This is a genomic window from Actinomadura gamaensis (genome assembly GCF_042652125.1).
Taxonomy (GTDB): domain Bacteria; phylum Actinomycetota; class Actinomycetes; order Streptosporangiales; family Streptosporangiaceae; genus Spirillospora; species Spirillospora gamaensis.
On sequence record NZ_JBHSIT010000009.1, the window covers coordinates 312,195 to 326,096 of the forward strand.

The 13,902-nt window shown below is 75.3% G+C and carries 9 protein-coding genes; 5 read left to right on the plus strand and 4 right to left on the minus strand.

Annotated features, from left to right (window positions below; genetic code table 11):
- Positions 1-159: 159 nt before the first annotated feature.
- The gene (locus tag ACFPCY_RS29490) at positions 160-978 is read right to left on the minus strand and encodes a TrmH family RNA methyltransferase (RefSeq protein WP_378260413.1); all 819 of its coding nucleotides are present in this window, start codon (positions 976-978) and stop codon (positions 160-162) included.
- A gap of 17 nt (positions 979-995) precedes the next feature.
- On the minus strand, positions 996-2,108 hold the full coding sequence (locus ACFPCY_RS29495) for an endonuclease/exonuclease/phosphatase family protein (RefSeq protein WP_378260415.1): 1,113 nt from the start codon (positions 2,106-2,108) through the stop codon (positions 996-998).
- Between the two features lie 306 nt (positions 2,109-2,414).
- Between ACFPCY_RS29495 and ACFPCY_RS29500 the strand changes: the two genes are divergently transcribed.
- From ACFPCY_RS29500 to ACFPCY_RS29510, 3 genes are all read left to right on the plus strand, one after another.
- Positions 2,415-4,796, plus strand: a complete 2,382-nt coding sequence (locus ACFPCY_RS29500) for a substrate-binding domain-containing protein (protein ID WP_378260417.1) — start codon at positions 2,415-2,417, stop codon at positions 4,794-4,796.
- Positions 4,797-5,361: 565 nt separating this feature from the next.
- Positions 5,362-6,978 carry a sigma-70 family RNA polymerase sigma factor gene (locus tag ACFPCY_RS29505; protein WP_378260419.1) on the plus strand — a complete coding sequence of 539 codons (1,617 nt, stop codon included), beginning with the start codon at positions 5,362-5,364 and terminating at the stop codon, positions 6,976-6,978.
- 322 nt (positions 6,979-7,300) lie between these two features.
- Positions 7,301-9,388 carry an RNA polymerase sigma factor gene (locus ACFPCY_RS29510; RefSeq protein WP_378260421.1) on the plus strand — a complete coding sequence of 696 codons (2,088 nt, stop codon included), beginning with the start codon at positions 7,301-7,303 and terminating at the stop codon, positions 9,386-9,388.
- Between the two features lie 13 nt (positions 9,389-9,401).
- Here ACFPCY_RS29510 and ACFPCY_RS29515 read toward each other — a convergent pair whose 3' ends face one another.
- Positions 9,402-10,496, minus strand: coding sequence for a phosphotransferase family protein (locus ACFPCY_RS29515; RefSeq protein WP_378260423.1), 1,095 nt, complete (start codon positions 10,494-10,496; stop codon positions 9,402-9,404).
- Between the two features lie 401 nt (positions 10,497-10,897).
- On the opposite strand from ACFPCY_RS29515, the gene ACFPCY_RS29520 reads away from it, so the two are divergent.
- Positions 10,898-11,581 carry a hypothetical protein gene (locus ACFPCY_RS29520; protein WP_378260425.1) on the plus strand — a complete coding sequence of 228 codons (684 nt, stop codon included), beginning with the start codon at positions 10,898-10,900 and terminating at the stop codon, positions 11,579-11,581.
- Positions 11,582-11,598: 17 nt separating this feature from the next.
- Here ACFPCY_RS29520 and pdxR read toward each other — a convergent pair whose 3' ends face one another.
- Complete coding sequence (pdxR, locus tag ACFPCY_RS29525) at positions 11,599-12,996, minus strand: MocR-like pyridoxine biosynthesis transcription factor PdxR (protein WP_378260427.1); 1,398 nt, start codon at positions 12,994-12,996, stop codon at positions 11,599-11,601.
- Positions 12,997-13,227: 231 nt separating this feature from the next.
- On the opposite strand from pdxR, the gene ACFPCY_RS29530 reads away from it, so the two are divergent.
- Positions 13,228-13,902 (plus strand): pyridoxamine 5'-phosphate oxidase family protein, encoded by a 675-nt coding sequence (locus ACFPCY_RS29530; RefSeq protein WP_378260430.1) that lies wholly within the window; start codon positions 13,228-13,230, stop codon positions 13,900-13,902.

Below are 13,902 nucleotides of genomic sequence, written 5' to 3' on the forward strand. Positions count from 1 at the left end.
CACGCGCCGCACCTGCGCCCACCCCACCTGCGCGCGCCGCAACTGAGCGGGCCGCACCTGCACGCGCCGCAACTGAGCGGGCCGCGCCTGGGCGGGCCGCGTCTGAGCGCGCCTTACCTGCGCGGGCCGCGCCTGGCAGGGGTGCCTTGGGGCGGCGGGTCAGCGCGAGCGGACCAGGTCGTGGCAGGCGATCGCGGCCGCCGCGACCACGTTGAGTGAGTCGACGCCGTTCGCCAGCGCGTCGTCGCTCATCGGGATGCGGACGAGCCGGTCGGCCTCGTCCATCCAGTGGGACGAGAGGCCGTCGCCTTCGGAGCCGAGCATGAGCGCCGCGCGGTCGCCGAACTCCGCCTCGTCCAGCGGGACGGCGGACGCGTCCGGCGTGAGGGCGAACAGCGCGAACCCGGCGGCGCGCAGCACGCCCAGGTCGTCCCGCCAGTTCGCCATCCGCGCGTACGGGACGGCGAACACCGCGCCCATCGACACCTTGACCGAGCGGCGGTAGAGCGGGTCGGCGCAGCGCGGCGCGAGGACGACCGCGTCCACCCCGAGCGCCGCCGCGCACCGGAAGATCGCGCCGACGTTGCCGTGGTCGACGAGGTCTTCGAGGACCAGGACGCGGCGGGCGGACGCGATGACGTCCTTCACCGGCGGCAGGGGGAGGCGCTGGAGCGACGCGAGGGCGCCGCGGTGGACGGGGAAGCCGGCGACGGCCTCGACCACGGCGTCGTCGGCGACGTAGACGGGGGCGTCGACGCCGTCCAGGAGGTCGGCGAGCGGGTCGAGCCAGCGGCGGGCCATCAGCAGGGACCGGACGGGATGCCCGGTGCCGATCGCGCGGCGGATGACCTTCTCGCCCTCGGCGATGAACAGGCCGTGCTCGGCCTCCAGGCTCTTGCGCAGGTTCACGTCCCGCAGCCGGGTGTAGTCGGAGAGGCGCGGATCGGCGGGGTCGGTGACCGGAACCTGGTGGACCATCCCCCCATTGTGCCTGTTCAGGGAAGTTGCAGGCGGGCGAACAGGGCGCGGTGGTCGCTGCCGGGCAGGTCGTAGATCCGCACCGCGCGGACGGCGCAGCGCCGGTCGAGCAGCACGTGGTCGATGGTCAGCGGCGGACGCGGCTGCCCGAGCCCCCACGTCGGGACGAGTCCCTCGCCGGCGCGGTCGGCGGCGTCGGCGTAGCCGCGTGCGATCAGGCGGCGCAGGGTGGCGTGGTCGAGCGTCGCGTTGAAGTCGCCCGCGAGGACGCGGGTCGCGCCGTCGCCGGACGCGACGATGCCGGACGCGACCCCGGACGCTTCGCCCGAGCCGTTCCGCGGGGACGCCGTCGTCGCGCTGTCGCCGGACGGCAGTTCGCCCAGGTCGCGCTTCCAGTCGCCGAGCGACTCGGCGTTGATCGGCGGGACGGGGTGCACCGCGGTGATCTGGACGCGGCGCCCGCCGGGCAGGGTGAACTCGGCGGACGGCATCGCCATCTGCGTCCTCGGCAGCGGCGGCAGGGCGCGCAGCGGGTACTTGGAGTAAAGGCCGGATCCGGCCGCGCCCCACCGCGTGTCGGTCACCTTGTACGGCAGGAGCCTGGTCAGGCCGGCGTTCTCGTACTTCGCGACGGCCTCCGGCGGGAACTCCTGGAGGCTGAGCACGTCGGCGTCCGTGCGCTTCACGAGGTCGACGATCCGTGCCGGGCTGCCCGTGCCGAACATCAGGTTCGCGGTGAGAACGCGCAGTTCAGGGCCGTGCGCGGCGGGTTCGCCGCTCGGGATCGCGCGCGGCACGACGGCCGCGAGCAGCCCGGCGGCGACCAGGCCCGCGGCGATCGCCGCGCGCGGTCGCCGGAGGACGAGCGCCGCCACGACCGGGATCGGCGCGGTCGCCGCGACGTACGGCGTCACGGCCAGCACGGGCGCGGCGAAGATCCCGAAGCCGGGAACGCGGTCGCCGTCCGTCCAGCGCATCAGCGCGTACGCGCCCCAGGCCGCGACGCCGCCCCAGGCGATCCAGCTCCGCCAGGCCCGTCCGGGCGCGTTCCGTCCGGTCACCTCGTTCGCCCTGGTCACACCGTTCGTCGTGGCCCGGCCGGACGCCTCGTCGCCGCTGGTCTCGCCCACACCCGCTCCCCCGGTCGCACGGCTCCGCAGAGCCCTGTCCTGTGAGGTGGTTCCGGTCCCCATCCTGTGGGACGAACGGGCTCGGAGCAGAGTTGCCGCGCCGTCCCGGCGGCCCTCCGGAGCCCCTGGCGCGCGGGCGGTCCGGGCGTCCGGGGCGGGGCCCAAGGGGTCCCACCAAGCCATGAATCACCGGGACATATGCTCATGACCTGCGCCATCATCGTTTTTGAGTTCTTTGTAACCTCCGAGCCGTACTACTACAGTGCCGGGAAACATCGACGGGTTTCTGGTGAAACGAGGACAGCCGTGAACGGACGTCATCGCAACGACTTCCCGGACGGGACGCCGGGCGACGGCGCCCGTCCGCCCCACGGCGCCGGCGACGAGGGCCAGGCGCCCTCCGACTGGTTCAACCCGCGCGGCGGCGCCGCTCCGCGCGGGGACGGGCCCGAGGAGCCGGGGCAGGTGTCGAGCGACTCCGGCGGTTACCTCTTCGGGCCGTCCGCGCCACCGGGTTCCACCGGCTATCCCTCGGCGCAGTACGGCGCGGGCCAGGGCGGCTACCCGTCCGAGCCTGGCGGGAGTTCGGAGGCGCCCGAGTGGTTCACGCCCCGCCAGACCGGGCCGCAGCAGACGTTCGGCGGTAGCGGTGGCGCTGCAAGCGGCGCGGGCAGTGCGGGCGGGTTCTCCGGCGCGTCCGATGCCGGAGGCTACGGGCTCGGACGCCAGGCGCCCGGCGACGAGGGCGCATCCCGTCGAGGCCCCCTCCGGTCCGGGTACGGCGACTCCGGCTACGGCGACGGCTACGACTCGATCAGCGGCTCCGACGAGCGTCCGACCGGCTTCTTCGGCGGACGCGCCGGAGGTCCGGGCGGCCCCGGCGACGGCGGGAACGGCGGTTCCGGTGGTTACGGCTCCGGGGACGGCTCGGGTGGTTACGAGTACGGACGCTCCAAGCGCCGCCGCAGCCTCTCCTCGCTGCTCGGCCCGATGGCGGGCGCGATCGGCCTGGCGCTGCTGCTCGGCGTCGGCGTGTACGCGTTCGCCGAGAGCGGCGGCGGCTGCTCGGGCGACAACGCGATCAACCTGAAGGTCGCGGCGGCGCCCGACATCGAGCCCGCGGTGACCAAGGCCGCCGGACGCTTCAACGACGCCCGGCACAAGGTCGGCGGCAAGTGCGTCAAGGCGACCGTCTCCAAGAGCCAGCCGTACGAGGTCTCGACCGTCCTGTCCGGGACGGCCGTGGACCAGGGCGGCGACCAGCGCCCGGACGTGTGGATCCCCGACTCCTCCCTCTGGACGTCGCTGGTGCGCAGCGGTCCCAAGGGCGGCGCGGCGCTCGCGCCGAGCAAGACGTCGGTCGCGGTCAGCCCGCTGGTCGTCGGGCTGCCCGGCTCGCTCGCCGCGCAGCTGCACCGGCAGGGCATCACCGCGACGCCGTCGTGGGACAACCTGCTCAAGGCGGCGGGCGGCACGCAGGGCGGCGGCGTCACCAAGAACCAGATGATCCCGGCGGGCGCGGTGAAGCTGCTGGTGCCCGACCCGTCCCGGAACGCGGCGGGCATGGCCGGGCTCATGGTCACCAACACGCTGCTGAACAACGACCCCAACAAGGACTCGATCTTCACCGGGATCGTCCGGACCGTCCGGGAGAGCACGGTCCCGACCGTCCAGGACCAGTTCAAGCAGTTCCACAAGGGCCAGCGGGCGCGGCAGCCGGTCGCGCTCTCCTCCGAGCAGGCGCTCTGGAAGTACAACCGGAGCAACCCGGCCGAGCCCGCCGTCGCGCTGTACCCGTCCGAGGGGACGCTGACCTTCGACTACCCGTTCACCGTCACCACCTCCGACGGGAACCGGCAGAAGGCCGCCGGGCTGCTGGAGCAGGCGATGAACACCGAGGCCACCCGGTCGGACGTGCGCGACCTCGGGTTCCGGTCGGCGGACGGCAAGGCGCCCGCGTCGTTCGGGCCGAAGCTCGGCGTCGACGCGGGCCGGGTGCGCCAGCTCCCGCCGCCGAAGGCCGCCGAGGTCGGCGAGGTCATGCAGGCGTGGTCGAAGCTGTCGCTGGGCCTGCGCATGCTGACGCTGATCGACGTGTCGGGCTCGATGGCGCAGCCGGTCGCGCCGAACACCTCCCGGATGCAGGCGATCGCGCAGGTCGCGCAGGGCGGCCTCAGCATGATGTCCAACGACACCGAGACCGGCGTGTGGCTGTTCTCCACGAACATGGGCAAGGGCGGCGTCCCGTACAAGGAGGCCGTGCCGGTCGGGCCGCTGGGCGACCGGATCGGGTCGAGCACGCGGCGGACGATGATCCTCTCGCAGCTCCAGCAGATGAAGCCGAAGCCGGACGGCGACACCGGCATCTACCGGACCGTCCTCGCGGCCTACAAGTACATGAAGCGCAGCTACAAGCCCGAGTTCGGGCAGTCGATCCTGCTGCTGACCGACGGCACCAACGACGACAAGAACGGCCCGTCGCTCCAGCAGACGATCGCGAAGCTGAAGGCCGAGATGGACCCGAACAAGCCGATCCAGATCAACATGATCGGCTTCGGCCCGGACACCAACCCGGCCGAGCTGAAGCAGATCGCGCGCCTCACCCACGGCGACGTCGAGATCGCGAAGACCCCGCAGGAGATCAGCCGGATCTTCCTGGCCATGCTGTCGCGCCGCATCAAGCAGTAGTCCCGTAGGGCGGCGGTCCCTGCCGCCGCCGTCCTGTGCGCCCCGGCCGCCTTCTCGCGGCCGGGGCGCTCGCTTTGCGCGGCCGTGGCGCCGTGTCGAACGCGGGACGTGCTGGTCAGAAGGTTTTTCGGAAGGCAGTCAGGACGGGGCCGCGGGGCGGGCGGTCCGGGCCGTCGGCGCGGGCGGGCCGAGGCCGCGGAGGCGCGTGGGGGACGGGGATTCCGGCGTTCCGGCGGGACGGCCGGGGCGGTGGCCAGCACGAACACGAGCCGCCCGAAATCACGGAAATTTCTCTGGCAACCCGTGTCAACCGGGCGCGGGGGTCGGCCGTCTTTCTGTGTGGAGGCCCGACGGGGAGCGGGGCCGTCGGGCCTCCACACACTTCTCCGGCGGGTCTTCCCCGGGGGCCGTCCGGCCCTCCGCCCGTCCGCGTCAGCTCCGTCATCACCGCTCCGCCGAGCGATCCGGCGACCCCGACGGCGTCCCGCACCGCGCCGCACCGGTTCCGCGCAGGCCGTGAGCGAGCTCCCCCGAATCCCCTGTGCCCAGCCCGCGGGAGGAACTCGTGTCCGGTTGGCCCACGCTCGACCGCCTGGACGACGAACGCCTGGCGCGCGCCCTCGCCAGATCCGGGGCGCACGTCCTGGCCGGCCCGCCGTCCGGCGACGCGACCGCGCCGCTGCCGCCGTCCGGCCTCGCGACGGCGCCACCACCGCCCGGCGTTGCGACCGCGCCGCTGCCGCCGCCCGACACCGACGCGCTCGCCCGGCTGGCGGACGCGTACGCCGCGCGCCTCTTCGACTACTGCCACGCCCTGCTGCGCGACCAGGACCAGGCCGCCCGCGCCCTGCACGCGGCGCTGCTCGCCGCCTACGCGCACGCCGGACGCCTCACCGAACCCGACCGGTTCCGCGCCTGGCTGTACGCGCTGGTCCGGAACGAGTGCCTGCGGCGGCTGCGCGATCCGGAACGGCCCGCCGAGCGGCACGAGGCCCCCGAGGTCGAGGACCTCTTCCTGGACGAGGCGGAGCGCGCCCGCCGCCTCGCCACCCGGCGGCTCGTGCACGCCGCCCTCGGCGACCTGCGCGGGCCCGAGCGCGAGGCGCTGGACCTGCTGCTCCGGCACGGCCTGGACGCCGCCGAGATCGGGGCCGTGCTCGACCTGCCCGCACCGCGCGCGCTCGAACTGACCCGGCAGACGCGGCGCAGGCTGGACGACGCGCTGTCGGTCGCCGTCCTCGCCCGCACCGGACGCGACGACTGCCCCGAGCTGGCGGCGCTCGCCGGGGACGTCACCGACGAGGCGCCGCTTCCCCCGGCGACCGTCCGGCGGCTGATCCGGCACATCGAGACCTGCCCGGTCTGCCGTGAGCGGCGCGGCCGGACGGTCTCGACGGCGCGGCTGATCCAGGTCCTCCCGGTGGCGCTGATGCCGGCGGACCTGCGTCCGGCCGTGCTGAACGCCGCGTCCGACCCGGCCCGCTTCGACCGGCTGCTCGCCGCGGCCCACCGCGCCGAGCCGTTCGACGAGGACGGCTGGCCGCTGCCGCTCGACGGTCAGCGTGCCGACGGGGACGACGATGACGACCGCCGCGCGCCGCGCTTCTGGCCCGCCGTGGCGGCGGCGGCCGCGGTCGTCCTGATCGTGACCATCGCGTTCTTCGTGATGCCGGGCTCGTCGAGCACGAACGCGAGCGGCACGCCGCGTCCGTCCGGGAGCGGCGACGCCGAGTCGCCGGACTCCCCGACCGCGTCATCCGGACCGTCCGAAACCCTGTCCCCGACGCGGAGCGCGTCCCCGTCGCCGACGACGTCGTCCCTCTCGCCGTCGCCGCACTCCGCCGGCCCGGCCCGTCACTCACCGCGTCCGACCTCGACGCACTCCGCGCCGCCGCCCGGGCCCACGCACACCGCCCCGGCCGGTCAGCTGGCCGTCTCGCCGCGGATGTGCACCCTCTCGCCGGACAAGCCCGCCTGCCCGGTCGTCGTCGCCGCCGTCGGCGGGACGGTGACCTGGAGCGTCAGCGCCCAAGCACCGCTGACCGCGGTGGGCGGCGGCACGCTGCACTCCGGTGAGACCGCTCAGGTGACCATCAAGCTCGGCGCCTGCTCCGAGGCGAGCGACCAGACCGTGACGTTCGTCCCGGGCGGCAGCGTCGCGGTCACCTGGACGTGCGGCTAGGCGTGCGGCCAGGTGAACGCCGGTCTCGTTGAGTGACCGCCAGGCCCTGAGCAGTACGGCGTTCGATCACCCTCGGCACGTATCGAGCGACGCTGCGTCGCCGTTGGCGAGGCCCTCTGAGGAAAAGGAGATTTTCCTCACAGTCGGGTAAACGCGATGGTCAGCGGGGACGCGGGCGCGCGGAACCCCGGGTCGGAGCCGTCCGAAATCCGCCACCGCGCCAATCGGCGGGCGGACGATGGCAAGATCGGTCAACCAAGGACGCCGGTCCGACGTCGGGCCGGTGCGGGAAGTGACCGCGAACCAACCCGGGAGGCAGCACGTGACCGGTCGGGCCGTGCCCGGTGCGAGCGACGATCCCCGGCTCGTGGAGGCGCTGCGCACGGGCGACGTCATCGCGCTCAGCGAGGTGTACGACGCCTTCGCCCCGTCGCTGTTCGACTACTGCCACGGCATCCTGCGCGACCGCGTCGAGGCGGCGGGCGCGCTGCGCAACTGCCTGTTCGCCGCGCGGGAGCACGTCACCACGCTGCGCCAGCCCGAGCGGTTGCGCGGCTGGCTGTACGCGATCGCGCGCAAGGAGAGCCTGCGCCGCCGCGAGGACCCCGCGCGCAGCACCGGGCAGGAGGCCCCGGAGGCGGGCGCGGACGAGATGTCCCGGCAGGAGCGCGGACGGCTGCTCGAACGGCGCGAGCTGGCGCACGCGGCGCTCGGCGCGCTGGACGGCCGCCAGCGGGAACTGCTCGACCTGGCCGTCCGGCACGGGCTGACGGCGTTCGACCTGGCCAAGGTCTTCGGCCTGTCGCCCGCCGACGCGGACGCCGCGCTCGACGAGGCCCGCGCCGAACTCGCCGGCGGCCTGCGCGCCGCCCTCGTCGCGCGGCGCCACGCCCGCGACTGCCCCGACCTCCAGTCGCTGCTGCCGCAGACCTGGCCGCCGGCGCCGCCGCAGGCCCGCGCGCTCAGCGACCACGTCGCGTCCTGCGGGATCTGCGCGCGGCACGAGGTGCCGGACGGCCCGGCCGACCAGGTCCTCGGCTACATGCCGGTCGCCGCGATCCCCGCCGACCTGCGCCTCGACATCCTCAACGCCGCCGCCTCGCCCGGCCGCGCCGAAGCGCGCCGCTCGGCCGCCGCGCTCATCGAGCCCCTCGACGCGGACGGCTGGCCCGTGCCGTACCGGCCGTCCCGGCGCCAGAAGCGCGGGCGGCGCGGACGCGCCAACGAGCCGCTCCAGGCCGCCGCGCCCGCCGTCCCCGCGTGGGACGCCTCGGCCGATCCGTCCGGGGACGAACCCAACCGCACGCAGAACTGGAACGCCGACCCGGCCGCCCAGCCGGCGGCGGGAGCACGCCCCGGCCTCGGCGGCCAGCCGACTCCGAACGCCCAGCCCGGCTTCGCGACCCAGCCCGATCTGAGCGCACAGCCCGATCTGAGCGCACAGCCCGCGCCGCCGGGCTCGGGCACGCAGCCCGGCTTCAACGGACAGCCTGACCTCGGCATGCCCTCTGACCTCGGCATGCCCTCTGACCTCGGCGGACAGCCCGGTTCGGACGGGCTGACGGTGCCGGTCGGGCAGCCCGAAGCCGGGGCGGCGCCGGATACGACGCTCACGTTCGATGTCGTTCCCGGCACGGACGAGACGGCCGCTCATTCCGCTCCCGGCGGCGGAGGAGGGCGGGGCCGCGGGTCCTCGGGCGGCGGCGGACGGCATTCGCGGGACGACGACGGCGAGAACCTGAAGCCGACCCGGTCCGGACGCGTCCCCGAGGACGGGGACCGCTGGGTCGCCGGGGAGATGCGGGCCGCGCGCGGGCGCAAGCGGGCCGTGCTCGCCGGGGCCGGAGGCGTGGTCGCGGTCGCGATGATCGGTGTCGCGGCGGCGGCGTTCGCCGGCGGGGGCGGGAGCAGCGGGCCCGTCGCGAAGGGCGGCGAGCCGGTGTCGCCGAAGCCGTCCGGCAGCGTCGTGGAGCCGACCACGTCCGCCGCCGGGACGCCCACGGGTTCGCCGACGCTGCACGCCAAGAGGAAGCCGTCGCCGACGCACTCGCCGACCGAGACGCCGACGACGCCGTCCTCGCCGTCCACCTCGCCGACGCGGAACCCGGTCCCGCCGCCCTCGCACACCCAGAAGCCGCCGCCCGCGCCGCCGCGGCCGGGGACGCTGGCGGTCGCGGGCTGCGCGATCGGCCTCGGGGACAGTTGCCAGATCACCGTGTCGGCGCGCGGCGGGACGGTGTCCTGGCACGTCGCCGGGGTGTCCAGGGGCCTGTCGGCGTCCGGTTCGGGGACGCTGGCGGCGGGCCAGTCCGCGACGGTCCAGGTCTCGCGGGAGTCCATGTGCTGGGGGTCCCGGACCGGCCAGGTGACGTTCTGGCCGTCCGGCACCGCCGTGGTCACCTACTGCTGACCCCGCGCCCCGCTCACCAGGGGGAACGCGCGTCCAGGACGGTGTGGGCGCGGTCGAGCAGCATCGGCACGGCCGCGCCGATCTGGTCGAAGCCGTCGCCGACCGTGGCCTTCTGCAGGAAGCGGGCGTGGATGCCCTCCAGGATGACCGCGAGCTTGAAGCACGCGAACGCGACGTAGTAGTCGAGGTCGGCCAGGTCGTAACCGGTGAGCGCGGCGTACCGCTCGGCGAACTCCCGGCGGGACGCGAAGCCGGGCGCGGTGGTGATCGTCGCGCCGACCGGGAGCTGCACCGGGTCGGACGCCTGGGCCCAGTAGACCAGCGTCAGGCCGAGGTCGGAGAGCGGGTCGCCGAGCGTGGACATCTCCCAGTCCACGACGGCGGCGATCTCCGGCGCGGGCTCCAGCCGGGCGAGCGCGTTGTCGAGCCGGAAGTCGCCGTGGACGAGCCGGGCGGGCGCGTCGGCGGGCAGCCGCTCGGCGAGCCGCGCCACGAGCCGGTCGTATTCGGGCAGGTCGCGGACCGTCCCGGTGGCGCGGATCGCGTCCTGCGACGCGTCCCACTGCTTGCCCCAGCGGCGCAGCTGCCGTTCCATGTAGCCGGACGGGCGGCCGAAGTCGGCGAGCCCCGCCTTCTCGACGTCCACGGTGTGGATCGCGGCGAGCGCGGAGGCGAGCGCCTCGCTGAGGCCGCGCGCCTGCTCGGGGGTGAGGTCGGCGGCGTCCTCGACGGTGCGCAGGACGCGTCCCGCGACGAAGTCCATCAGGTAGAACCGCGCGCCGGTGACGTCCTCGTCCTCGCAGAGCGCGAGCGCCGCCGGGACGGGCACGCCGGCGCCGTGCGCGCCGAGCGCGGACAGCACCCGGTACTCGCGGCGCATGTCGTGCGCGGTCGGCAGGACGTGCCCGAGCGGCGGGCGGCGCAGGACGATCCGGTCCCGGCCGCCGCCGGTCAGGGTGATCGCGTAGGTGAGGTTGGACCGTCCGCCCGCGATCAGGTCGATCCCGGCTATCCGCCCCGATCCGGGCAGCTCGCGGGCCAGCCAGTCGGCCAGGCGGGGCACGTCGATGCCGGGGACCCCGGCCGGGAGTTCAGCGTCTGCGGTCATGACGTCCTATTAGAACGCTGCTCGGTTATCGATGGGAAGCCCACCCCCGCGGCGGGGCAGGTCCGGGGCGCGACCGTCACCCTCCGGCCGGATCCGGCCACACGGAGCAACACGCTTCGCAGGCGTCCCACCAACCCCTCACCTGCGCGTACACCTCCGAAGGGGTATCGGCGTCCCTAATTAGGGACAGGGTGAGCGCAGGAAAGTCGCGTTCGCAGGTGCGAGCGGACTCCGGTAGGGGTACTCATCAGCGACACAAGGCGCGAATGCCGAAAACATCATCCAAACCGGCCCAGGGCGGGCCGGTCGGACGGGCATCGCCCCGTCCGGCCGGGCCGGAAGGCAAGGACCGGACCGAACGGGGCCGTGAGCTCACGCGCCCCATTGGGGGGGAACCCACCGTGGCCGACGCATGGCTGCCCGAAGCCGTCCGGCTGCCCGCACGACAGGACGGCGGCGCCCTCCGGGGCGGCGCGCCCCGGGCCGTGTGGCTGACCAGCGAGTCCGATCCGTGCGCCGTCTCGGCGTGGTCGGTGGCCGCCGACCTCGCCAAGGCGGCGCGCCCCGCGCACCTGGTCTGGAACCCCGTGTCGGGCGAGATCGTCCAGCAGATCCCGATCGTCCGCGCCGCCCGCGCGCTCACCGAGGACGGCTCGGGCGTCGGCCGCGAGGGCCGGATCTGCGCGCAGATCATGGTCGTCGGGCAGGCCCGCGAGCCGTTCACCGGCGCCCTGCTGAACGGCCTGGACCCGATCATGCGCTGGCTGGACGCCTGGGGCGTGGCGCGCCGCTGGCCCGCCGGGCCGCCGCTGCCGACCCCGCAGTCCTACGAGGCGCGGCGCGAGAGACGCGCCTGGGCGCGCGGCGGACACTTCGGCGCCTCGCAGGTGCCCGGCGGCGGCCGGCCCGACCCGGGCGGCATCGACGTCCGCCGCGTGACCGGGCCCGACACGCCGCCCGCCGTGATCCCCCGCCCCCGTCCGACCCCGGTGGACGAGACGGCGCTCGGCAACGGCAGCCGCAAGCCGCTGCTGTCACGCAAACCGTCCGCCCCGGCCGCGCCCCAGCCCGTCCCCGCCCGCTAGACCCCCGAGCGTCCGGCTCAAGCCACCGCGCTCCCGAGCGCGGCAGTTTCGGTCGCTTCGATGAGGCGGCGGACCAGGGCGCAGGCGGCGCGGAGTTCGGCGCGTCCGGACACCGCGCCGTAGCCGATGACCAGGCCGGAGAAGCGCACCGGCCCGGCGTGGTGGCGTTCCACCGTGTCCAGGAGGACGCCGTGCGGTTCCGCCGCGGCGGCGACCCGCTCGGCCCGGCCCGGCGGCAGGGACGCCACCAGGTGCAGCCCCGCGGTGTCCCCGACCAGCGGGAGCCCGGCGAGCTCCGCGGTGACGACGGCGCGGCGGCGGGCGTATTCGGCGCGCATCCGCCGGACGTGCCGGTCCAGGTCGCCGCGTTCCAGGAGCAGCCGCACCGCCTCCTGGGACACGGCGGCCGTCCGGTCGGCGAGGTCGATCCGGCGCCGCGCGACGGCCGCCGCCAGCTCCGGACGGGCGACCAGCCAGCCCACCCCGACGTCCGAGGTGAGGATCTTGGCGGTCGTGCCGAGGTGGACGACGACCTCGGGATCCAGGTCGAACAGGGCGGGCAGCGGCGCGACGTCGTAGCGGAACTCGCCGTCGTAGTCGTCCTCCACGACCAGCGCGCCGGTGCGCCGCGCCCATGCGAGCAGCGCCTGCCGCCGCGGCACCGGCAGGACGCCGCCCAGCGGGTACTGGTGGGACGGCGTCGTGTACACCATGCGCAGGTCGCCGGGCAGGGCGTCCACGACGAGGCCGTGCTCGTCCACCGGGCACGGGACCGGGACGATGCCGCGCGCTTCGAGGACGGTCCGGGCGCGCCCCCAGCCCGGATCCTCGACGCCGACGCGGTCGCCGGGCCGCAGGACGGTCGCGGCCAGCACGTCCAGCCCGTTGCCGACGCCCCGCGTGACGACCACGGCGTCCGGCGTGCAGGACACGCCCCGGCTGCGCCGCATGTGCTCGGCCAGCACCGCGCGCAGGGCGGGCCGTCCGCGCGGGTCGGGACGCGCCGACGGGACGGCCGCCGCCGCCATCCGCCACGCGCGCCGCCAGGCGGGGCCGTCCAGGCCGCCGATCCACGGGGTGCCGGGCCGCAGGTCGATCATGCCCTCGGGCGCGACCGGCTCGTGCGGCTCCGGGCCGTTCCAGGCCGGACGGGGCGCCGGGACGATCTCGGTCACGTACGTCCCGGAACCGTGCCGTCCCTCCAGCCAGCCCTCCGCGTAGAGCTGCTCGTACGCCTCGGTGACGACCGTCCGGCTGACGCCGAGCGCCGCCGCCAGCGCCCGCCCGGACGGCAGCCGCTCCCCCGCCACGAGCCGCCCGTCCCGCAGCGCCGATCGCAGCTGCGCCGCGAGCTGCGCGCCGAGCGGCTCGTCCCGCGCGCGGTCCACGGTCAGCGGCAGGTCGAACGTCGCCAAAGTGGTCTCCCGGAATCCCCTCGAAGTGGCTCTTTGCGCCAGTCCACTTGCCTCCTAGCGTAAGGCTCCATGAGCACCGCGAACCCACCGGCCTCCGCCGGGACCCCGCCGTCACCTGCACCTTCTCCCCCTGAACCGGCCGCGCCGGCGTCCTCCGCCGCGCCACCGGCACCGGCCACGTCGGTGTCCTCCGCCGCGTCACCGGCTCCAGCCGAGCCCGCGTCCTCCGCCGTGTCACCGCCGGCTCCGGCCGCGCCGCCGCTGTCGGCCACGGCGCGGACGCGCATCGGCCGCAAGCGCGACCGCGCGCGGACGGACCGCGCCGACCTCCACGCCGTCCTGGACGCGGCCTGCGTCTGCCACCTCGGCGTCGTGATCGACGGCGCGCCGCGCGTCCTCCCGACCGCCTACGGACGCGACGGCGACACTCTCTACCTGCACGGATCCACCGGCGCGTCGTCCCTGCTGGCGGCCCCGTCCGCCGAGATCTGCGTGACCGTCACCCACGTGGACGGCCTGGTCCTCGCCCGCTCGGTCAACCACCACTCGATCAACTACCGCAGCGCGGTCGTCTACGGCATCCCGCGCCGCGTCACGGGCGACGCCGAGAAGCTCCGCGCCCTGCGCGCGATCGTGGAGAACGTCGCCCCCGGCCAGTGGGACGCCGCCCGCGCCCCGTCCCGCAAGGAGCTCGCCTCGACCGCCGTCCTCGCCCTGCCCCTGGACGAGGCGTCGGTGAAGGTCCGCGAAGGCGACCCCGTGGACGAGCCCGAGGACTACGCCCTCGACGTGTGGGCGGGCGTCGTCCCGGTCCGCACGTCGTACGGCGCTCCGGTGCCCGATCCGGCGCTGCGGCCGGGCATCCCCGTACCGGGACACATCCTGGCCACGTTCCAATCCGGGTGA